This window comes from Actinotignum timonense, from assembly GCF_002860685.3.
Taxonomy (GTDB): Bacteria; Actinomycetota; Actinomycetes; order Actinomycetales; family Actinomycetaceae; genus Actinotignum; species Actinotignum timonense.
Map to the genome: position 1 here is coordinate 1336500 of NZ_CP136960.1, position 20151 is coordinate 1356650.

The 20151-nt window shown below is 62.2% G+C and carries 15 protein-coding genes; 11 read left to right on the top strand and 4 right to left on the bottom strand.

The window, feature by feature from the left end:
- Positions 1-11: 11 nt before the first annotated feature.
- Entirely contained in the window at positions 12-974 is a 963-nt protein-coding gene (locus CYJ17_RS05510; RefSeq protein ID WP_234984522.1) for an ABC transporter ATP-binding protein, read from the bottom strand.
- A 711-nt stretch (positions 975-1685) separates the two neighbouring features.
- Between CYJ17_RS05510 and rpsB the strand changes: the two genes are divergently transcribed.
- The 5 genes from rpsB (at position 1686) to CYJ17_RS05535 (ending at position 10993) form a co-directional block, all read left to right on the top strand.
- The gene (rpsB, locus tag CYJ17_RS05515) at positions 1686-2573 is read left to right on the top strand and encodes a 30S ribosomal protein S2 (RefSeq protein ID WP_087070992.1); all 888 of its coding nucleotides are present in this window, start codon (positions 1686-1688) and stop codon (positions 2571-2573) included.
- 29 nt (positions 2574-2602) lie between these two features.
- A complete protein-coding gene (tsf, locus tag CYJ17_RS05520) occupies positions 2603-3451 on the top strand; it encodes a translation elongation factor Ts (RefSeq protein WP_016442485.1) in 849 nt (282 codons plus the stop codon).
- A gap of 651 nt (positions 3452-4102) precedes the next feature.
- A complete protein-coding gene (locus CYJ17_RS05525) occupies positions 4103-5836 on the top strand; it encodes an SHIRT domain-containing protein (protein ID WP_101657590.1) in 1734 nt (577 codons plus the stop codon).
- 29 nt (positions 5837-5865) lie between these two features.
- A complete protein-coding gene (locus CYJ17_RS05530) occupies positions 5866-9888 on the top strand; it encodes an SHIRT domain-containing protein (protein WP_180948627.1) in 4023 nt (1340 codons plus the stop codon).
- Between the two features lie 223 nt (positions 9889-10111).
- On the top strand, positions 10112-10993 hold the full coding sequence (locus CYJ17_RS05535) for a formate/nitrite transporter family protein (protein ID WP_101657589.1): 882 nt from the start codon (positions 10112-10114) through the stop codon (positions 10991-10993).
- A gap of 183 nt (positions 10994-11176) precedes the next feature.
- Here CYJ17_RS05535 and CYJ17_RS05540 read toward each other — a convergent pair whose 3' ends face one another.
- Complete coding sequence (locus CYJ17_RS05540) at positions 11177-12271, bottom strand: YeiH family protein (protein ID WP_087070989.1); 1095 nt, start codon at positions 12269-12271, stop codon at positions 11177-11179.
- A gap of 64 nt (positions 12272-12335) precedes the next feature.
- On the opposite strand from CYJ17_RS05540, the gene pyrH reads away from it, so the two are divergent.
- The 6 genes from pyrH (at position 12336) to CYJ17_RS05570 (ending at position 18202) form a co-directional block, all read left to right on the top strand.
- Positions 12336-13085 (top strand): UMP kinase, encoded by a 750-nt coding sequence (pyrH, locus tag CYJ17_RS05545; RefSeq protein ID WP_087070988.1) that lies wholly within the window; start codon positions 12336-12338, stop codon positions 13083-13085.
- Positions 13086-13187: 102 nt separating this feature from the next.
- Entirely contained in the window at positions 13188-13745 is a 558-nt protein-coding gene (frr, locus tag CYJ17_RS05550) for a ribosome recycling factor (protein ID WP_026428541.1), read from the top strand.
- Positions 13745-14623, top strand: a complete 879-nt coding sequence (locus tag CYJ17_RS05555; protein WP_087070987.1) for a phosphatidate cytidylyltransferase — start codon at positions 13745-13747, stop codon at positions 14621-14623. The genes frr and CYJ17_RS05555 overlap by 1 nt, the downstream gene beginning before the upstream one ends.
- Before the next feature lie 158 nt (positions 14624-14781).
- Entirely contained in the window at positions 14782-15321 is a 540-nt protein-coding gene (locus CYJ17_RS05560; RefSeq protein ID WP_051278233.1) for a DivIVA domain-containing protein, read from the top strand.
- Between the two features lie 10 nt (positions 15322-15331).
- Complete coding sequence (locus tag CYJ17_RS05565) at positions 15332-16195, top strand: GNAT family N-acetyltransferase (protein ID WP_101657588.1); 864 nt, start codon at positions 15332-15334, stop codon at positions 16193-16195.
- Positions 16196-16378: 183 nt separating this feature from the next.
- Positions 16379-18202 carry a proline--tRNA ligase gene (locus CYJ17_RS05570; protein ID WP_180948639.1) on the top strand — a complete coding sequence of 608 codons (1824 nt, stop codon included), beginning with the start codon at positions 16379-16381 and terminating at the stop codon, positions 18200-18202.
- 154 nt (positions 18203-18356) lie between these two features.
- Here CYJ17_RS05570 and CYJ17_RS05575 read toward each other — a convergent pair whose 3' ends face one another.
- Both CYJ17_RS05575 and CYJ17_RS05580 read right to left on the bottom strand, forming a co-directional pair.
- Positions 18357-18758 carry a hypothetical protein gene (locus CYJ17_RS05575; protein WP_087070984.1) on the bottom strand — a complete coding sequence of 134 codons (402 nt, stop codon included), beginning with the start codon at positions 18756-18758 and terminating at the stop codon, positions 18357-18359.
- A gap of 44 nt (positions 18759-18802) precedes the next feature.
- Entirely contained in the window at positions 18803-19966 is a 1164-nt protein-coding gene (locus CYJ17_RS05580; protein WP_087070983.1) for a hypothetical protein, read from the bottom strand.
- Between the last annotated feature and the right edge of the window lie 185 nt (positions 19967-20151).

Consider the following 20151-nt stretch of genomic DNA (forward strand, 5'->3'; position numbering starts at 1 on the left):
TAACTGCCGGATCATCGTGCCAACCCATCTGCCAGCGCGAGATACGTTTCCTCCAGCGAGGCCGGGCGGGTAACCAGGTCCTCCGGCTCGTGCCCGAGAAGCGCCACCAGGCGTTCGGCTTGCGCACCGGAGCGCGCATCCCAATAGATCGTGACCGCCCAGTTGCCTGCGCGCGGACGGCGAATAATCACCGCGTCAGGGAATTCAGTTTCGAGGCCCGCGAAAATATCCGCCTTGCGCGCACCCAGCGTGAAGGTCGTGGTTGCACCAACCCCGGCATAGTCCGCAATATCGCGCACACTGCCGCGCACCGCGATTTTTCCTGCGCCGATGACGGTGATGATATCCGCCAGTTCTTCCACCTCAGGCATGGAATGTGAGGTGAGGAGCACCGCGGTGCCGCCGGCGGCAACGTCGCGGATAATATCGCGCACCGTTAGCGCGACGTCGGGATCCAGCCCCGTGGTCGGTTCGTCAAGAAGGAGCAGTGGCGGGGCGCCCAATAAGGCGCGCGCCAGGTGGAGGCGTTGGCGCATACCGCGCGAAAACTGGCCCACTTTAGCCCCGGCAGAATCGGTGAGCTTGACACGCTCAAGAACATCAGCGACGACACCGCGCCGCTGCCCGCTTGACACCCCTTGCAAGTCGGCAAAATAGAGGAGATTATCGCGCGCCGTAGCCCGCGGATAAAACCCGAGGTCACCGCCTAGCACCAGACCCAGGCACGAGCGCGCCTTCTCCGGATGGCGCACCGCGTCAATCCCCGCGATCCGGACCTGCCCCGACGTGGGAGCCAGCAAGGTGGCGCACATCCGCACCGTTGTGGTTTTCCCGGCCCCGTTCGGACCGAGCAAGGCATGCACCTGGCTTGCCTGCACCTGGAGGGACACATCTTCAACTGCAACAAATTTTTCTTTCCCGAAAACGCGCCGCACGTGGGCGACGTCGAGGACGGGAATATGAGGATCTATCAAAATCCTTGTCCTTATCAATCCAATTGCCGTATTCAGGGCAGCATGAACCCCTCCCGCACGCGCCATTTAGGAAAGTACATAGGTGTACTCACCCGGAGGCTTCAGAAAAGTAGTTATAAGCTCCGGGCGCGCATCATCGCTAAACGCGTGCGAGAATACGACTTTCTCGCATTTTTATATAAAGAGAATTTCCTTGATGCGATAGGTGTTGAATTCAAGGACTCTCATAGGGCAGGTCGCTCCTAGATTGCAGTGTTAGTAACTATGCAGGTCATCCTATAGTCATGTGGCAACGCTGTACAACCTCAGCCGCATCGTGAGACGTAGCGGGTGCACGTGTGTGAGCGGCGCTCGCCCTGACGGTCCCGCACCAGATACGCGCTCGCCCTGACGGTCCCGCACCGTGTAGTCGCTGGCCCGCCCCGCCCCGTGCTTATTCGCCCTAGCCGCAATATTCCCGCGAAAATCACATCCGCCCGCCGTTCCCCGTTTTTCCGGCTGGGGTAATATGTACAGGCGGCCGGTTATCTCCGGTCGTAATACGCGTGCCCACATACGAGGGTCGCGGATCGGTCCTGGCATGTGCAGCCCAGTGGGTGGCGCATATTGGGAACCGCGGTTCGTGGGCACCAGGGCGCGGCGGCAATTCCGCCGTCGTGCAAGAACCGATACCGCGCCATCGCCCCGATGGCGCCTGAGAAAGGACGCCGCATGGCTGTCGTCACCATGAGCCAGCTGCTGGAAGCTGGTGTGCACTTCGGGCATCAGACCCGTCGTTGGAACCCGAAGATGAAGCGTTACATCCTCACGGATCGTAACTCGATTTACATTATTGACCTGCGCAAGACGGTCGCCGATATCGACCGCACTTACGATTTCGTTAAGGAAACCGTGGCGCACGGCGGAAATATCCTCTTTGTGGGCACCAAGAAGCAGGCGCAGGAAGCCGTGAAGGAACAGGCCGAACGCACCGGGATGCCCTACGTGAACGAACGTTGGCTGGGCGGTATGCTCACCAACTTCCAGACCGTTGCCAAGCGTATTGAGCGCCTCAAGGAACTCGAGCAGATGGACTTCGAGGACGTTGCCGGCTCGGGCCTGACCAAGAAGGAACTCCTCATGCTGTCCCGCGAAAAGGACAAGCTGGAGAAGACCCTCGGCGGCCTGCGCGATATGCACCGCCTGCCCTCCGCCGTGTGGGTTGTGGACACCAACAAGGAACACCTCGCGGTCTCCGAAGCTAATAAGCTCAATATTCCGGTGGTTGCCATCCTGGACACCAACTGCGATCCGGACGAAGTGGCCTACCCGATTCCGGGTAACGACGACGCCATCGGTGCCGTCGGGCTGCTCACCCGCGTCATCGGTGATGCGGTAGCCGAAGGCCTCCTGGCCCGCGGCGCCGGCAAGAATGCCACCGAAGATGCGATGCCCGAATGGGAACGCGAAGTTCTCGCGGCCGGGGAAGCTACCGAAGAAGCCCCCAAGGCTGAAGAAGCCGCTCCCGCCGCGGAAGCTGAAGCCGAGGCCGCTCCGGCCGAAGCCGAAGCCACCGAATCCGAAGAAAACAAGTCCGAAGAAGCTGACGCCCAGGCCTAAGCCTGAGCGCTACAAGTGAGGAGTGAAGCATGGCTAATTACACAGCCGCCGATGTGAAGGCGCTGCGTGACAAGACCGGCGCCGGCATGATGGACGCCAAGAAGGCTCTCGACGAAGCCCAGGGGGATTCCGCCAAGGCCGAAGAGATCCTGCGCGTCAAGGGCATGAAGTCCGCCGCCAAGCGTTCGGACCGCACCGCTGCGAACGGTCTGGTGGCCTCGCACGTATCCGATACCGCTGCCGGCCAGCGTGGCATTCTCGTGGAGATCAACGCCGAAACCGACTTCGTGGCCAAGAATGAGAAGTTCATCGGTATGGCCGATGAGATCCTCACCGCCGCCGTGGATTCCGGTGCCGATAGCGTGGAAGCGCTGCTCGCCGCCAAGCTGGGCGACGGCACCGTTGCGGATCGCATCACCGCCATGACCGCCGTCATCGGCGAAAAGATGGAAGTCTCCCACGTGGAAGTCCTCGAGGGCGAGCACGTGGAAGCTTATATGCACCGCACCAACCCCGACCTGCCCCCGCAGGTGGGCGTGCTGGTTGCCACCGATGCCAAGGCTGCCGAAGTTGCGCATGACATCGCCGTGCACATCGCCGCGCTCGACCCGAAGTACCTCTCCATTGAGGACGTTCCGGCCGACGTGGTAGAAACCGAAAAGCGCATCGCCACCGAAACGACCATCGCCGAAGGCAAGCCGGAAAAGGCCGTGCCGAAGATCGTGGAAGGCCGCATGCACGGCTTCTACAAGCAGGTCGTTCTCGAGGAGCAGGGCTACGCCCGCGAGCCGAAGACCCCGGTCAAGACCATCGTGTCCCAGACCGGCGGCAAGGTGACCGGTTTCAAGCGCCTGCGCGTCGGTTCGCACGCTGAGTAAGTTTGCGCGCACCGGGATGTAGTTTCCGGTTGCCGGGAGCCTAGCTTTCGGTTGCGTGAACGATAGACGCCGGAGGGCGGGAGGTACGAGAGTACGTCCCGCCCTCTGTTGTATGTAGCGCCGATGCCTTGCGTGCAGGTGCGGGCTACGTGTGCATGCAGGTGCGGCACGATTGATGGGCATCGGTCCCTTACGTGCAGGTGCAGTGCGATTGGTGGGCGCCGGTGTGGTGCGGTGCGGCGCGTGTGCAGTGAAGCGCGCCGTTAGTACGACGACGGCGCCCCGCGTGCCGCGGGGCGGGGCCAGCCCGCCGTCCGCACCGTAGGCGGATATCGATCACCTGGATGCGCCACGAACTGGCCCGCCACCCCGGAGCACCGTAGCCTGCACCGTAGGGTCCGCCGTGCGCACCGTGCCGAACTTTAGGGAGTGTGGACTTCAGTGGATTCGAAACCTAAATAATCTTGCAAGCTGGTTGAAATATGCGATGTGCCTGCTCAGAGCGGAGGCGCTTAATGTCGGAAATAATAAGGTGTAGACATGAATATTCTTTGAGAATAATATGCAACTGGGAATGTATTTCAGCATTTATAAACCGAAGGAAATATTTGCCATGGTTGCACAAATCTCGCGGGGGGGGGGGGACTTATTTTGTCCAAGCCTATCCGTGTTGTTCTAACTATTCTCCTTGCTGCGGGGCTCATCGGATTTAGTACCGTTCCTGCCTCCGCCGATCCAACTGATGTTCCGATTACCGTAGGTAGCGATGCCTACGCAATCGATAATGAGGGGCAGATTACCAGTGAGAGCGAGTTCCTCTACGACTCCTCCAAGGGCGATACCGCCACCGATGCCTACCAAATTGCCTACCGTGGCACCCTCGATATGACGAAGGTTTGGCAGCTCTACAGTTTCTTCAAGTCGGTGTGGCTGTGGAGAAACGCCAATGACCAGGCGCGTTACGCCGCCAAAACCTTCAGCGGGGAGTGGGATATTTCCTTCACCGTCGATCCCGCGGTGGTCTCCTCAAATCCCGATTTCGTAAGCTGCGAGGCCGTGCAGTCCGAAATGGATAAGCAAAATGCGCCTTCCAAGTTCGGTGAGATCATGCGCTGCGAAACCGCCGCGTACGATGCCGCCACCGGTAAGTTCACCGCTCACTTTGGGCTGCACCACGCGGACGGCAGCAAGGTGACGGGCGCGGACCTCGACAAGCCGGAATACCAGCCCGCCAAGCTTGTTCTCACCACCCCGGCGCACGCCTTCTACGTGCCGCAATCGAAGTTTGAGGCCGGCAAGACCTTCTCCATGGTGGAGCCCACCGTCCGCGGCACCATGGCAATGGATTACTTCTACGTAGGGATGCCGCTGCGTTTCAACGACACGTCGGATCCGGTGACCTTGACGATGGTTGCTACCCATGATGCTACTTTCGCTTTCGCCAGCCGGGATCCCGAGCGTCAACTCCCCGAAAGCGTCACGAAACTCGTACCGAAGCGCGTGACTAAGTTGCGCGACGGCGTACAGGTGGCCCCGCCCGCACTGGAGCAGACAAGCGTTGCTGACGGCCAAGGCACCTGGACCTTTGACGCATGGGAACCCGCTGAGGCAACTATGGCCGGAAGCGACCTCGACTTCGTTGGTTACTGGACGTACGCGGTGAATCCCGATGCGGTCTTCAACGCCACGTACAAATATGTGGCCGCTGACGGCTCTGCTCTTCCCGACGAGGTGATGGCCACCCTGCCGAATTCGGAGCAGGTTACCCAGGGTTCGACAGTCACACCGCCAACTCCGGCACAAACAGAGTTCACAAGTACCACTCGCACCGAGAACGCAGATGTGGTGACAACGTGGAAGTTTGATGGGTGGGAGCCCACGAGCGCGGTTGTTGATGGTATGGACCTGAGCTTCACGGGCACCTGGACGAAGACGGTTGTGGAAACACCGCTGCCGCCCAAGCCGGAGCCTGAACCGGGGCCAGATCCGGAGCCCGAACCGGAACCCGACCCGACATGTGAGCCAACGGTCGAGCCAACGGTCGATCCGACGGTCGATCCGACGGTCGATCCGACGGTCGATCCGACGGATACTCCCACCACGGAGCCCTCGCCCCGTCCATCGACGGAGCCGTCACAAACCCCGACGGTTGTTCCAACACCGGAGCCGGCACCAACCTCCGCTCCGCAGCCCACGGTGCCAGCACCTGTTGCGCCCACGGCTGCTCCCACGATCTCCCCAACGGCCGCACCTACGGCTAAGCCCGCGCCGGTCGCGCAAGAACTGTCGAAGACCGGGCCGTCCGCGACCCCGTTCGCACTCGCTGCCGGAGCCCTTATGCTTGCCGGAGTCGGGATTCTCGGCTTGCGCCGTCGTTCTCACTAAAAACAACCGAACGACGCAAGAAACGCAAGTTGAAAGATAGGAATAACAACGTGGGCAAGAAAATTGTTGCGGTAGTAGCCGCGGCCCTCCTTGGTTTTTCAACGAATGCTCTGATATCCCCAGCCTTTGCGGCGACAACGGTGGGGACGGAGCAGGAGCTCCGCAGCGCCATCACTGCCGGTCAGAGCGTGAGCCTGAGCGCAGACATCACGCTCACCGGCGAAATTGAGATCCCGAGTAACGCGGATGTGAGCGTTGAGGGCCAGGGTCATACCATTACGGCCGGGGCACCGAGCACCGCGCCGGGCGGGGACGATCATTACAATATGTTCCGCACCGCGGGCGGGAAGGTGACCTTCTCCGACGTCACCCTTGATGCTGCTGGCAAACGGCGCGGGCTGTGGCTCGGTGCCGGTTCCGATGCCACCCTTGACAAGGTGGCGATCAAGAACGGCACAACCGCGGGAACCCGGAATTTCGAAGGCGGGGCCGTCTACGTTCTTGACGCTGCCCTGAACGTGACCAACGATTCGGTAATCGAAAACAATTCGAGTATCTGGTCGCAGGCCACCTACGATATGCGGGTCGCGGATGAGACGAAGAAGGATCCCGCCTTTGGGAGTCTTCCTGGTGATACACAGAGCAAGAAAATTAGCCAGACGCCTAACGGTGGGGCGATTTACGCGACCGGTGCGCGCTCCACGGTGACCATCAGCGATTCCGTGCTCCGTACTAACCAGACGAAGGATCATTCGCAGGACGGTGCGGGGGTACGCGGCAACGAAGGGAACGGCGGCGCCATCTTCATGGACGGTGCGGCCACGCTGGTGGCGGAGCGGACCTCCTTCATTGATAACCACGTCGCCCGGGTCTCCACCGGTGGATACCAAGGCGGTGCGATTTATGCGGGTGACGGGACGACGGCGCGCATCACCGGCAGCACCATCAACGTTGGCGCACCCTTCAATACCGGCGGGTTCCTCCGTGCCTTCAATGCGAAAGTCACCGTAGATAACAGTGATTTCACCTTCACGGGGCGGGGGGATGCCTACGGAATTTCCGGCGGTGCTTTTACCAGCCAGAACTCGGCGCTAAAAATCAATAATTCGCGCTTCGTGGCCAGTGATAGCTCCAAGGTGACTTTCGCCGGCGGTTTCATCGATATCGTCGGCACCGGAAGTTTCGAACTCACTAATTCGCAACTAACGGGGCGCGGCAGCGGCAACGGAAAGGGCCTGGCCACCTTCGGCGGCGCTATTGCCTTCGAAACCGGATCGAGTGCCACCGCGGTGATCCAAGGCTCCACCATTCGCGATGTGCACGCCGATTCCAACGGCGGTGCAATTTCGCTTTCTACCCGGATCGGTGAAGAATCCGCGGTCAATCTCCGCGTTGTTGATTCCACGATTTCCAATGCCGGAACCTTGGTCTGGGGACCCGCCACGCAAGTTGGCGGCGCGCTCTTCGTAGGCCCGGGAAATACGGTAACGCTGGAAGGTGCGACGCTCAGCTCCGGGCGCTCGGGCCGCGGCGGTCTCATCTACAACCAAGGATCGACCACCATTACCGGCGGGACGGGGCCCTCGAAGCTCTCGGGTGGCTCTGTCTATTCGGCAGTTGGCGCGGGTATTTTCAATGACGGCTACCTGAAACTCGACGATATGAGTCTGAGCGGCAACAAGAAGGGCGACTGGTCAGTACACCAGGACCATCCCTCGAGCATCGAAGTGGATGGTGCCCGGATCGGGGAGTACCCGGGCTTGAATGTGTACGCCAATAAGGACGTGATCATCACTCCCAAGGCGCGCCTTGATGCCGGTGACGTGCGGGTGATCGATGGACAATCTGCGGTGCTCCTGACGGGCAAGCTCGCCAACCAGCTCAATATTTCCCTCAGCGAGAATGTCAAGAATGCCAGTGAAACGCCCTACGCCGGGCAAAACGAGCCGGCGCAGCGCTACATCGGCTATACGGTGGCGAAGGGTGTGGACGGCTACGTACCCGGCGCAGATGACGCGAATACGGTCCACTATGTCACTCGTGATAACCGCCAGGCTGCCGCGGAATTCGGTGATCATACGGGTGCGGGTTCCTGGGATTACGTGATTTCCGATGAGGGCACCGTGGTTCTCGGGCAGCGCGCCACGATGTGGTACCACCCCAATGAGGGGCATTTCGATGCCCAAGCGCAGAACGCTGAGGCAGAACAGCCCTATACGATCTATTCCTCGACAAAGCTCCTTCAGGAGCACCCGGCGGCGCGCCCTGCCCAAATGACCCCGTACCAGGGCGCGAACCCGGTTCGCGAGGAGAAGCGCACCATTACCGACAGCCTGGGCCGCACCGCCGAGCTCGGCACCTACACATTCGTAGGGTGGTATTGCTCCACCGTCACTCCCACCGAAATTGCGGGCGGGCAGGCGAACGATAAAGGATACGATTTCGCGCAGGCCTTTACCGACGGCGCCGCCACTAACTCCGTGACCGACGCCAAGGGGCACAAGAACCCGTGCACGGTCGCCAGCCGAGTATTTGGCAGCGAGACGGTGCGCTCTGAGCCCGCACCGTCACAGCCTGCTGCCCCTATCACGCAGATTGTGGAACCGCATGAGCTCACGGCCTACGCGGGCTACGCTCCCGCTTATGGTGTGACCTCTACATTCGTGAGCGGTACCGCCGGCAAGGACCTCCCTGAAGGCGTGAAGAAGCAGACGCCCGCTATCGACACCAAGAACGGTGCTGGCTATACGGAGGGCGAGACGGTGAAACCGGCGGATGCGGCAGGCTTCACGGCAGTGCCCGATGGTAACGGCAAGTGGACCTTCCAAGGCTGGGATGCGAGCAGCAAAAAGATCACCGGTGCCGATCAGGACTTCACCGGTACTTGGGTGTGGCAGCAGCAGCTCTTCAAGGTAACCCACGAATTCCGAGCGGCTGACGGCGCTAACAAAGCGCTGCCCGCAGCGCTAGCGGCGCGCACTCCCGCCGATAACCTCGGTGAGAATGGCAAGGGTTTCCCGAAGGGAACACTTGTTACCCCAACCGACACCTTCGATAAGGCGAAATACTCGGATACTCCCGGGGAAGTCTGGTCTTTCACGGGGTGGGACCGCGCGAGCGACACCATTACCGATGCCGACGTTCACTTCCTTGGCACCTGGGGCCTGACTCTCTATCCGCAGCCGGCCATCATGGGAAGCTACGGTGAATGGCAAGATGAGCAGGTTACCTGCGAGAAAAATACCGTGACGCAGACCCGCATCAAGACCATGTATACGGTTTTCTGGAATACCACCACCCTGGAGTGGGATAAGCGCGGTACTACTGAAACGGAGACTCAGGAGCGGGAGAAGACGCCGGAGGAAGTGAAGGCTTGCACGACGGTGCCCACCAAGGACCCGACGTTCACCGAGTGGGTTGATGGGGAGAAATCCTGCGAGACTCACCAGGTGGCTCAATCCCGCACCAGGACCACGTATACGTATACCTGGAATGCGGCTACCTTGAGCTACGACGAAACAGCGACGCCGAGCACCGAGACGCAATCTCGGCCAATGACCGCTGCGGAAATCAAGGAATGCGCGGTGGAGCCAGATCCGGAGCCGGAGCCTGGGCCGCAGCCACCCGCACCGGGGCCGCAACCGGAACCTGGTCCACAACCTGAACCGGGGCCGGCACCGCAGCCCGATCCAGGGCCGGGGCCGTGCCCGGAGCCGGATCCCCAACCGGATCCGCAACCGGAACCGAGCAAGCAGCCTACGCCGCGTCCTGATCCGCACCCGAGTGTTACGCCGACGGTGCCTGGAACGCCGAGCCTCGAGCCTACCGGGGAGCCGAGTCTGATTCCGACACCGGAGCAGACGCCGACGGCTGGGCAGCCATCCAATCCGGCGCCGGTGCCTACAGCGGAGCAAAGGCCCACGCCAACAGCTGAGCGCTCGCAGCGACTCGTGCATACAGGGAGCGGGGCTGGCGCCGCCATTGGCGCAGCCCTCCTCTCGATGCTCCTGGGGGCTGGTGCCCTGGGTTATCGACGTAGTGAGCGTCGCTAAACAGGCAGCGTTGAGATAACTGAGCCGCGCGCTCCGTCCGCTAAGGACGGGGCGCGCGGCTCCGTCGTCGTACCACCGTGTGCGCCGTGCCCACCGCACTACCCGCACCATAGGGCCCGCCGTCCGCGCCGTGCCCCGTCTCTATCTGCTCATAAATATCTATAGCTCCCAGCGGGCACTTTCACATAAGATGAGGGGCGCTGAACTGACAAAGGAGTAAGAGGTGAGCATAACCATTCCTGATCCGCATACCCTCGCGGTTGAAAACGCCCGCGCGGCATACAAGAAAACTAAGAAACCGCTGACGCGATCCTTCGTGATGGCGCTCTCCGGCGGTGCCTTCATTGGCATGGGTTACATTTTCTACATTACGTCGCAACAGGGCCTGGCTGACGGGCCGCTTGGCCCGGCGAAAGTCCTGGGAGGCCTGTGCTTCTCCGTCGGCCTCATCCTGGTGGTGCTGACCGGCTCGGACCTCTTCACCTCAACCACGATGACGGTCATGCCGCTCTACCACAAGCGGGTGCGCCCACGGCGCTTCTTCGCTCACTGGGGCACCTCCCTGGCCGGTAATCTAGTTGGGGCACTGTTCCTGGCGTTGCTCGTCTTCGGGGCCGGCCAGGCGCTCTCCAATGGCGGGGCATGGGGCGAAGTTGCCCTCCACACGGCGGCGGGCAAGGCCGCGCATTCTATCCCCGAGTCCTTCCTGCTGGATGTGCTCGCGAATATCGCGGTGTGTGCCGGCGTGTGGATCGCGCAATCGGGGCGGTCCACGGCGGATAAGATTCTCGCTTGCCTGTGCCCCATCCCGCTCTTCGTTGCCGCCGGATTCGAGCACTCCATCGCCAATATGTTCCTGCTTCCGCTCGGCCTCATGTGCAAGTACTGGGGCGGGGATGCCTTCTGGAATTCCGAAGCGGTGCTCGCTTCCGGCCACGGGCTCGCCGACTACGCCGCGTTCACGCCGGGCGCCGTCGCCCTCAATATCGGTGTGGTGATTCTCGGCAATATTGTGGGCGGCGGTTTCATCCTCGCCACCTACTTCTGGGTTGCGTATCTGCGTGACGACGACGCAGCCGACGTTTACGACGCGCCGCTCAAGTAATCCACGGCGCTACCGCCATCGCCCCGGCTACGGGGCAAGGACATTCCCAGGTACCGGCGCATAACCATCTCGGGTACGGGGCAAGATTTTTCCCGGCCACGGGGCAAAGAACGGCGCAAAGAAAGTGGGGGCTCTCCTAAGTGGAGGCCCCCGCTTTCGCGTGTGTCGGATGCTACGCGGCTGCTACACCACGAAAACGGCCACGCAAGCCAGCCCGATCCCCACGATTACCAAGGTGAGAAGGAAACCGAAGAGGACGGTGCGTGCCCCCGTATGCATAATCGTCTTGAGGTGGACACCGGCGCCCATGGCGCCCATGGCGGCGATGAGAAGCCAGTTAGCGACGTCGTTACCAAGAATCTGCAAGGCGCTGGCCGCCCAAGCCTGGTTTTCCAGCACGGAGGCGATCCCCACCGCGATAAGGAAGCCGAGCACGAACAGCGGAATGAGGGGAGCGGAACTGCGCGCCTGGCCGTGGGCATCAAGCGCCGCCCCGTCCAGCCCCGCGGCGCGGGCCTCACGTTGCTTAGCGGCGCGCTCCAGTAGCCCCACCACGGCGATAACGGCGGCCAGGCACACCACGCGCCCGAGTTTGGCAGCGGTAGCGGTATCGGCCACCCCACCGTAAATATTCGCGGCGGCCACCACCTGGCCAACCTCGTGAATGGTGGCACCCATCCACACCGCCGCCTGATTGGCGCTCAAATCCAGCAGGTGAGCCAGCCAGGGGAGGGCCACCAGGGTGAGGGTACCGAAAAGCGTGACGCAGGCAATGGCGGTTGCCGCGGCGGTATCGCGCTCATCTTCGTTACGTACCCGCACCACGGCGGAGGTTCCCGCCACCGCGGAGGCGCCGCAGATTGAGGTGCCCACGGCGGTGAGAATAGCCGAGGCATGGGGCACCCGCAGGAGTTTACTTAGCGGCACCGAAATGAGCATTGTTGCGGTCACGCAGGTGATGATGGTGATGAGAGTGCCCCAGCCCAGTCCCAAAATCGCGGGGATGGACAGGCGCAGCCCCAGGAGCACCACCCCGGTGCGCAGCACCCGCTTGGACGTGAAGGTGAGACCGCGGTTGGCCGAGCGGGGAATAAGTCCCAGGTTACGCACTAGCATGCCCAATACGATGGCAAAGAGCATGGCAGAGAGAAGGGGCATCAACTTACTCAAGCCCCAGGATGCCACCGCGATGAGAGCGGCGAGCAGCACGCCCGGCGTGAGGGCGCGCAAGGACGCTGCCCACGTGGCGGCGTCGAAAGAAGTATTTTTATTAGACACCCGGATATTATGCCTTAGCGCGCGCTGGTATGGTTAAGCCCGATGAACTGAGCGACGGGAGGCAATGGTGACACTACTGGAACATGACGCGAGCTCGGATGGAGTCCGCCGAGTTCTTCTAAAACTATCTGGAGAAACTTTTGGGGCGGGTAGCGTCGGTGTCGATGCCACGGTGCTCCAGCGCGTCGCCGGGGAAATTGCCGAAGCGGCGGCTTCGGGAATCCAAGTAGCCATCGTTGTAGGCGGAGGAAACTTCTTCCGCGGAGCCGAATTGCAACAGTCCGGAATGGATCGGGCCCGGGCAGACTACATGGGGATGCTCGGCACCGTTATGAACGCGATCGCGCTCCAGGATTTCATTGAGCAGGCCGGCACCCAGTGCCGCGTGCAAACCGCGATCCAGATGACTCAGATCGCCGAACCTTATATTCCTCTGCGCGCCATCCGCCACCTCCAGAAAGGGCGGGTGGTTATTTTCGGCGCCGGGGCCGGTATGCCCTACTTCTCCACCGATACCGTATCCGCCCAGCGCGCCCTGGAACTGCGCTGCGATGAGCTCCTCATGGGTAAGAACGGGGTAGACGGAGTCTATACCGCCGATCCGCGTACCCATCCGGAAGCGGAAAAGCTCAGCGCCATTAGTTACGATACAGTGCTTTCCCACAACCTCCAGGTGGCCGACGGCGCCGCCTTTGCCCTGGCGCGGAATAACTCCCTGCCGATGCGGGTTTTCGGGATGACCGAGCCGGGAAATGTCACCGCCGCGCTGCGCGGTGAGAATATTGGAACGGTGGTCTCCGCTCAGGGCGCATAGCCCCGCTAAGCCGGTAAGATATGTCACATCGGGCGCGTGGATGCTGCTGCGTCGTCGTACCACGTAGCTACGCGCCGTGAACGAAACTGCGAAGGAAAAAACATGATTGAAGAAGCTTTGCGCGAAGCCCGCGAAAAGATGGGCAAAACTATTGAAGCAACCAGCGAAGAATTTTCGCATATCCGCTCCGGGCGGGCCAGCGCCGGGATGTTCAACCCGATTCTGGTGGATTACTACGGCACCCTCACGCCGCTCCAGCAGCTAGCCACCATCACCATTCCCGAACCGCGCACCGTGATGATCACGCCGTTCGATCCGGGTGCCAAGCAGGGTATCGACAAGGCACTGCGCGAATCTGACCTGGGCGTCAATCCTTCCGATGATGGCAATGTGCTGCGCGTGAACCTCCCGGCCCTGACCGAGGAACGCCGCAAGGATTACGTCAAGCTGGCCCGTACCCGCGCTGAAGATGGGCGCGTGTCCATCCGTGCGGTGCGTCGCAAGGCGAAGGACACCTTGGAGGCTATTCAAAAAGATGGCGAGGCCGGGGAAGATGAAGTCAAGCGCGCCGAAGACGAACTGGAAAAGCTGACGAAGAGCTTCGTGGAGCAGATCGATAAGCTCCTCGAAGGCAAGGAAAAGGACCTGCTCGAAATCTAATGTCGCGCCCCTCGTTGCGGAGCATGCTTGCTCCGCGTCCCCCGCAACCGCCGCGCCCCACCTCCTCGCGGGCCGGCCGTAATCTCAAAGCCGCCGTCCCCACCGCGCTCATCTTGCTGGCGCTGGTGGCGCTCAGTGTTCTCTGGCGCATCGAGCTTTTTGTGGTGCTCGTGGTGGTGGCGCTCAGCTTCGCTGTATGGGAGGCCGCGGGCGCGTTTCTCGCGCGCCGTATTCGACTCCCGCTCACGATGCTGCTGGCCGGGAATATCGCCATACTGGCACTTGCCTGGTGGCGCGGACTCGGCGCTGCCATGCTGGCTTTCGGGGCGACGGTGGTGGCCTGCGCCGTGTGGCTGGGGATACGCGACCGGGCGCGCGCACAGGTGAGCGACGCCGCCTGCGCAGTTTTCGTGTCCCTGTGGATTAGCGTGCTGGGGAGTTTCGCGGTGGCGCTGTGCCAGCTTGATTCCCCAGCGTGGATGGTGGCAGCGCTCATCCTCCTGCCCGTTGCCAATGACACGGGGGGCTGGGCCGCCGGCGTGCTTTTCGGGCGCCATCCGCTCGCCCCGCGCATTTCCCCGAAGAAAACTTGGGAGGGGCTGGCCGGGTCGGTGCTGGCCTGCCTGGTGGTGGCGCTGCTTCTTGCCACGGTGGCCCTGGGGCACAGTGTGTGGTGGGCGTTGGCCATCGGCATGGCGGCGGTGGTGTGCTGCACCGCCGGTGATCTGCTTGAATCACGCCTCAAGCGCTGGCTTGGTGTCAAGGATATGGGAGCAATTTTCCCCGGGCACGGTGGCATGCTGGATCGCATCGATTCCATCTTGCTCTGGGCGCCGTTCTGCTACCTCTTCTTCGCTGCGGCGCAAGGGGTGCTCTGAAGGACGCTCTAAATTTTCACACCGTAGTACCGGTCGGTGCTGCGCTGTGAGCGAGAGCGGCGCGTGGCGGGCGCATATGGCAAAATGAGTGCGGCACATTAAGAGGGAAGGTCGGCATGCTGGCACCGTGGTGCTGGCACAGACAAGTGAGGTGAGTTGTGAGCACGTTTAAGCGAGTGGGTCCGCTCACGCGCGGATACAATACCGAGCAGGTCGATGATTTCCTCGCCCGCGCGAAAGACGCATATTCGCGGGGAACTGGCGATATGGACGAAACGGATGTGCGGCGCGTCGGTTTTTCCCGCCAGCGCGGCGGATACGATCCGGCCCGCGTGGATGCCGCCCTCGATCGCCTCGAAGCCGCCTTTATTCACCTCAAGCGCGCTAATACCATCGGGGCGCGCGGGGAACAGGCTTGGCTCAACCTCGCCTACCAGGATGCCAAAAGTCTCTACCCGCGCCTGCTACGCCCGGCCGGGCAGCGTTTTGCCGACGCTGAAGGCTGGGGATACCGCAAAACGGACGTTGATGAACTTCTTGACCGCCTCGCCCGATATTTCGACGGTGAAGAAACCGTAACCTCTGAAGTGGTACGGGATGCTATTTTCCCGGAATCACGCGGAAAAAATGCTTATGATGAGGCCGTCGTGGACGTGTTCCTCGAGCGGGCTGTCAGCGTCTTGCTTGCGGTGGAGTAAACACACCGCGATGAAACGCTCCATTTGGCCGCATCGAGCCGCATCCTCGCTGCGCCGTTTCACGGGCGCGGATAAATCCCGCGCCCTGGAATTTTTAGCCCGCGACCCGATCAATTCCGTGCTCGCCCGCGTCAATGTGGAACGCATGGGCGTGGGAACATCCTCGGCGCTGGCGGCGATGCACCGCCGCGATATTGAAGCTCTCGCTTGGGACGGCGGGAATATTATTCCCCTCGGATTTTCAGCGGCGGGGCTGCGCGAACTAGGCGACGATATTCTGTCCCGGCATCGGGTAGCCTGCTCCATCCTCGGGCCGGCCGATCAGGTTCTTGGACTATGGGAGCATCTGGAGCGCTCCTGGAGTCCCGCCCGTGAGGTTCGCGCGCGCCAATATTCCCTCTCCCTGACCCACGCCTCCCCGGTGGTGCCCGATCCGCAGGTACGCCCGGCCGAACCCTGGGAATTTGGCGCTGTTTTTCCGGCGGCGGTGGCTATGTTCACCGAGGAAGTCGGATACGATCCCACCGTGTACGGGCCCACCTACGCACGCCGGGTCCGGGAGCTCATCCGCGCCGGCCGCACCTTCGTGCGCATGGGCATCGACCCCGCCACCGGCGCCCGGCGGGTGGAATTCAAGGCGGATATCGGTGCGTTGGCCGGGGGAGTGGCGCAGATCCAAGGCGTATGGACCGCTCCCGACCTGCGCGGGCGTGGGATCGCGACCCGGGCAATGGCCAGCGTCGTCGATCAGGTGCGCGCTCGCCATGCGCCCACCGTTTCCCTCTACGTCAATGACTACAATGCCGCCGCGGTGCGGCTCTACCAGCATGTGGGCTTCAGCCGCGCGGGGGAGTGGGCGACGGTTCTCCTCTAGCTGCGGGGCACCGTGCTCCGTCGTATGCGCCGTGCTGGGCGCCGTTCCGCGCGCCGTATGCACCGTGCCGCGCCGTCGCCCCGTCCACCACCGGTGCCGCACCGTCCTGCACCGGTGCCGCGCCCCGTACGCACCGTGCCGCGCCGTTCCCGGCAAGCGGGTAGAATGGCGGGCGTGCTGAGAATGTCTAGTCTTTTTGTGCGCACCTTGCGCGAAGACCCGGCCGACGCCGAGGTCGCCAGTCATAAGCTCCTAGTCCGTGGCGGGTACGTGCGGCGCGTGGCTCCCGGTATTTACACCTGGTTGCCGCTGGGCCTGCGGGTGCTGCGGAAAGTGGAGCAGGTTGTCCGCGAAGAAATGGATGCATCCGGGGCTCAGGAAGTACTTTTCCCGGCGCTGCTCCCGCGCGAACCCTACGAGGCCACAAACCGCTGGAGCGAATACGGCCCCACTCTTTTCAAGCTGGCGGACCGCAAAGGCAACGACATGTTGCTCGCCCCCACGCACGAGGAAATGTTCACGCTCCTCGTCAAGGATCTTTATTCTTCCTACAAGGATCTGCCCCTCACGCTTTACCAGATCCAAACGAAGTACCGCGATGAGGCCCGTCCGCGCGCCGGCGTGATTCGCGGGCGCGAATTCGTCATGAAGGATGCTTATTCCTTCGACATGGACGAGGCGGGGCTGGACGCTTCCTACAGTACGATGCGCGCGGCCTACCAGCGTATTTTTGAGCGCCTGGGCCTGCCTTACGCGATTGTCTCCGCCATGTCCGGTGCGATGGGTGGCTCGCGTTCGGAAGAGTTCCTGTTCCCCACCGCTATTGGGGAGGATACTTTTGTCCGGTCCGCGGGCGGTTACGCCGCGAATACCGAAGCGGTTACGACGCCGCCGCTCCCCGAGCAGGACTTCTCCGACGTTCCGGCACCCGAACTGGTGGACACCCCCGGGGCGAAAACCATTGCTGACCTGGTTGAGATGGCGAACCAGGTACATCCCCGCTCGGATCGCCCCTGGAATGCGGCCGATACCCTCAAGTCGGTTATCGTGACCCTCACCCATCCTGATGGCGAGAAGGAAGTGGTGGTCATCGCCCTTCCCGGGGATCGCGAAGTCGATATGAAGCGCGTGGAAGCTAGCTTGGCTCCGGCCGAAGTGGAGCTTGCTTCTCCTGAGGATATGGAGAAGTACCCGGGAATCGTGCCGGGTTATACCGGCCCCGGTGCGGTTGGCCCGCAAGCCCGCGGTGGCGTCGTTGCCGACGGTGCCGATGACGGTGCAGCAACCGGCGACGGCGCAACGGTGCCGGTGGCGCGCCTCCTCCTTGACCCCCACGTAGCCCGTGGCTCGCGCTGGATCGCGGGTGGTAACGCGGTGGATAAGCACGTATTCAACCTGGTGTACGGGCGTGATTTCGAGGCCGATGGCGCCATCGAAGCCGCGGAAGTACGCGCCGGCGACGAGGCCCCGGACGGCTCGGGCCCGCTCGATATCGCACGCGGTATCGAAATTGGCCATATTTTCCAGCTGGGGCGCAAATACGCCGAAGCTCTCGGCCTGACGGTGCTCGACGAAAACGGTAAAACCCGCGTGGTCACCATGGGTTCCTACGGTGTGGGTGTTTCCCGCGTCCTCGCCGCTATCGCCGAGCAGTACCACGATGAGAAGGGTCTGGTCTGGCCGGTGGGCGTCGCGCCCGCGCAGGTACATATCCTTGCTACCGGTAAGGACGACGCCGTCTTCTCCGCCGCGGAGGACTTAGCTACGCAGCTGACTGCCGCGGGTATCGAAGTCCTCTTCGATGACCGTCGTAAGGTGAGCGCCGGGGTGAAATTCGCTGATTACGAGCTCCTCGGTATGCCTTACGCGGTGGTGGTTGGGCGGGGCCTGGCCAACGGGACGGTGGAAGTCCGCACCCGCGCCACTGGGGAATCCGAAGACGTGGCGGTGGCGGATGCCGCCGCACGGGTACAGGAGATCCTGGCTGCTGCCCAGGCTAGCGAGTAAACATTCCCACGCTGGGTGACAGTGTGCTCGACTCTGATAACTGATAACCACAAAATGCGCTTCCAGCTACATAAATATGTATGCTCTGGAAGCGCATTTTGTGTGCCCTGGGGGAGTGCAGGCCGGATCCGACCGATAGCCGGCTGGCGTTTGGCTAAAAGGCACCTATGACTCCCACTGCGAAGCAGAAAGCCAGGAGAGTCCCCATATCCGCGACGGTCTCAAGATTGAACCCGAAACGGGGCGGTTTACTGCCGGGCTTGCGATATTTCTTGACGATGACGAATAAAATCGTGAAGACAGCGCAGGCGCCCAGCAACCGCGGCCACTGGTAGGCGAGTGCCTCGCCATAGCCCACCTTTTTCTCGAGTAGTGCCCGTGAATTATTGACGTGAAAAGCGAGTAACAAGAGAATCCACAGAACGTAATCGGCAAGCAGGTTCAAAATGCGGGACATGCGGCGCTCGATGGCGAGGTCCTCCTCTGAACGCGGCAATGGATCATTGAGGCCGGAGCGGTCTGAATCATCGCTGAGAGAAGCGTTGTTTGCATGCATACAACGTACCTTATTAGTTATTGATTATCGCAGGGATAACGCAATTAGCCTGCCGTGTGTGGCGAAAGCCCGGGGAGTGCTGCGATGCCAAGGCTCTGGCTGGCATCACCAGTGGCCCCGTTAGCTCCGTTCGCACCGTGAGCCCCGCCTGCACCGGTGCCACTGCCCCCATTGGGCCCACCGCCAGCACCATCCAAGGCAAGCACAAAATTGAGAGCTTCCGTGGCCGGAACCGGGCTATGCCACAGCGCCCCGATCAACGTAGCGTAAGCGGCGGATGCGAGTTCATCGTCTGCAACAGCCGGGAGCGGAACGCTGGCGGCTCGGGTATCCGGGGTGCCGGCCCGAAGTAGGGCTTCCTCCAGATCAGCAATGCGCGCGATGCGTTCCATGCGTTCGGCATGCCCGTCCATGCCGCGGCGTGCCGCATCAACTTCATACCACTGGCGGGCCGTATTCGCGGCTGCGAGAAGCTTCTCGTCGCCGCCCGCCGGCACCAGTAGGGCGACGTCGTACCTGGGGCCACCCGCATCCTCGGCACCAAAGGGATCCGGGGCGGGTAACCCGGCAGCCTCAGCCACGGTCTGAGCATCCCACGTTGCCCGCAGCGCCATAGCTAAATAAAGCGCGCGCTCCCCGGCTGCTTCCTCGGAGATCTCCTCGCGAGCGACGGCGCCTTTCATTGTGCCGCCTGTCGCACCATCTGCCCCGTTTTTCACCGGAGCTTCCGCTGTGGGCAGTAGCGCATCTGCCGCAGTCACCGCCACGGTGCTGATCTTGGATAATTCCGCGAGTAACTCAGCGGCATCCGGACCAAGAGGAGAAGGCTCGGGAGAATTTGTATGCCCGGCCGGGGCACCGCTCGGCCACGCCTGCCACACCCCGCCCAGCTGGTTCTCCCACGCGCTCGCGTGCTCGGCAACATCTTGGAATACCTGCGCGGCGTAGCCGCCCGTTTCAGCGGCCAGGTCGGTGGCGGCCGCGGAGCACCGTTGGGATGCCACGGCAAGGCTTTGGCGCAGTTCTTGCGTCGTCGTCATGGGCGCGGGGGAGGGATCGCCATGTTCCCACCGTGCTCCCATCGCAATAAGAATGGCGCCAATAATGAGAATAGCGAGCACGGCGGTGCCCACCAGCTGCACCGTGGTTCGAACCGGCTGAGAGGTGCGCCGATGAGCGGGCGCTCCGCTCCGGGGTGCAGCTGCCATGCTTCTCCGCTTTCTTGACGAGAACAAAACCGCTTATATTGTGCCACCTCCACCGGCCTGGGAGACGGTGCGCGCGCTGATGACGGTGCGCGCGCTGGTAACGGTGCGCGCGGATAACGGTGCGCTGCGCACCGTGCCACCGTGCCACTATCGGCGCCGGCAGCGATACCTGCACCGTGGGAGAC

Bases quoted from the DNA above. Each gene is read 5' to 3' on its own strand.
- CYJ17_RS05555 (WP_087070987.1), top strand. From the start codon at position 13,745: ATGTCGCGCCCCTCGTTGCGGAGCATGCTTGCTCCGCGTCCCCCGCAA.
- tsf (WP_016442485.1), top strand. From the start codon at position 2,603: ATGGCTAATTACACAGCCGCCGATGTGAAGGCGCTGCGTGACAAGACC.
- frr (WP_026428541.1), top strand. From the start codon at position 13,188: ATGATTGAAGAAGCTTTGCGCGAAGCCCGCGAAAAGATGGGCAAAACT.
- CYJ17_RS05580 (WP_087070983.1), bottom strand. From the start codon at position 19,966: ATGGCAGCTGCACCCCGGAGCGGAGCGCCCGCTCATCGGCGCACCTCT.
- pyrH (WP_087070988.1), top strand. From the start codon at position 12,336: ATGGTGACACTACTGGAACATGACGCGAGCTCGGATGGAGTCCGCCGA.
- CYJ17_RS05570 (WP_180948639.1), top strand. From the start codon at position 16,379: ATGTCTAGTCTTTTTGTGCGCACCTTGCGCGAAGACCCGGCCGACGCC.
- rpsB (WP_087070992.1), top strand. From the start codon at position 1,686: ATGGCTGTCGTCACCATGAGCCAGCTGCTGGAAGCTGGTGTGCACTTC.
- CYJ17_RS05565 (WP_101657588.1), top strand. From the start codon at position 15,332: ATGAAACGCTCCATTTGGCCGCATCGAGCCGCATCCTCGCTGCGCCGT.
- CYJ17_RS05575 (WP_087070984.1), bottom strand. From the start codon at position 18,758: ATGCATGCAAACAACGCTTCTCTCAGCGATGATTCAGACCGCTCCGGC.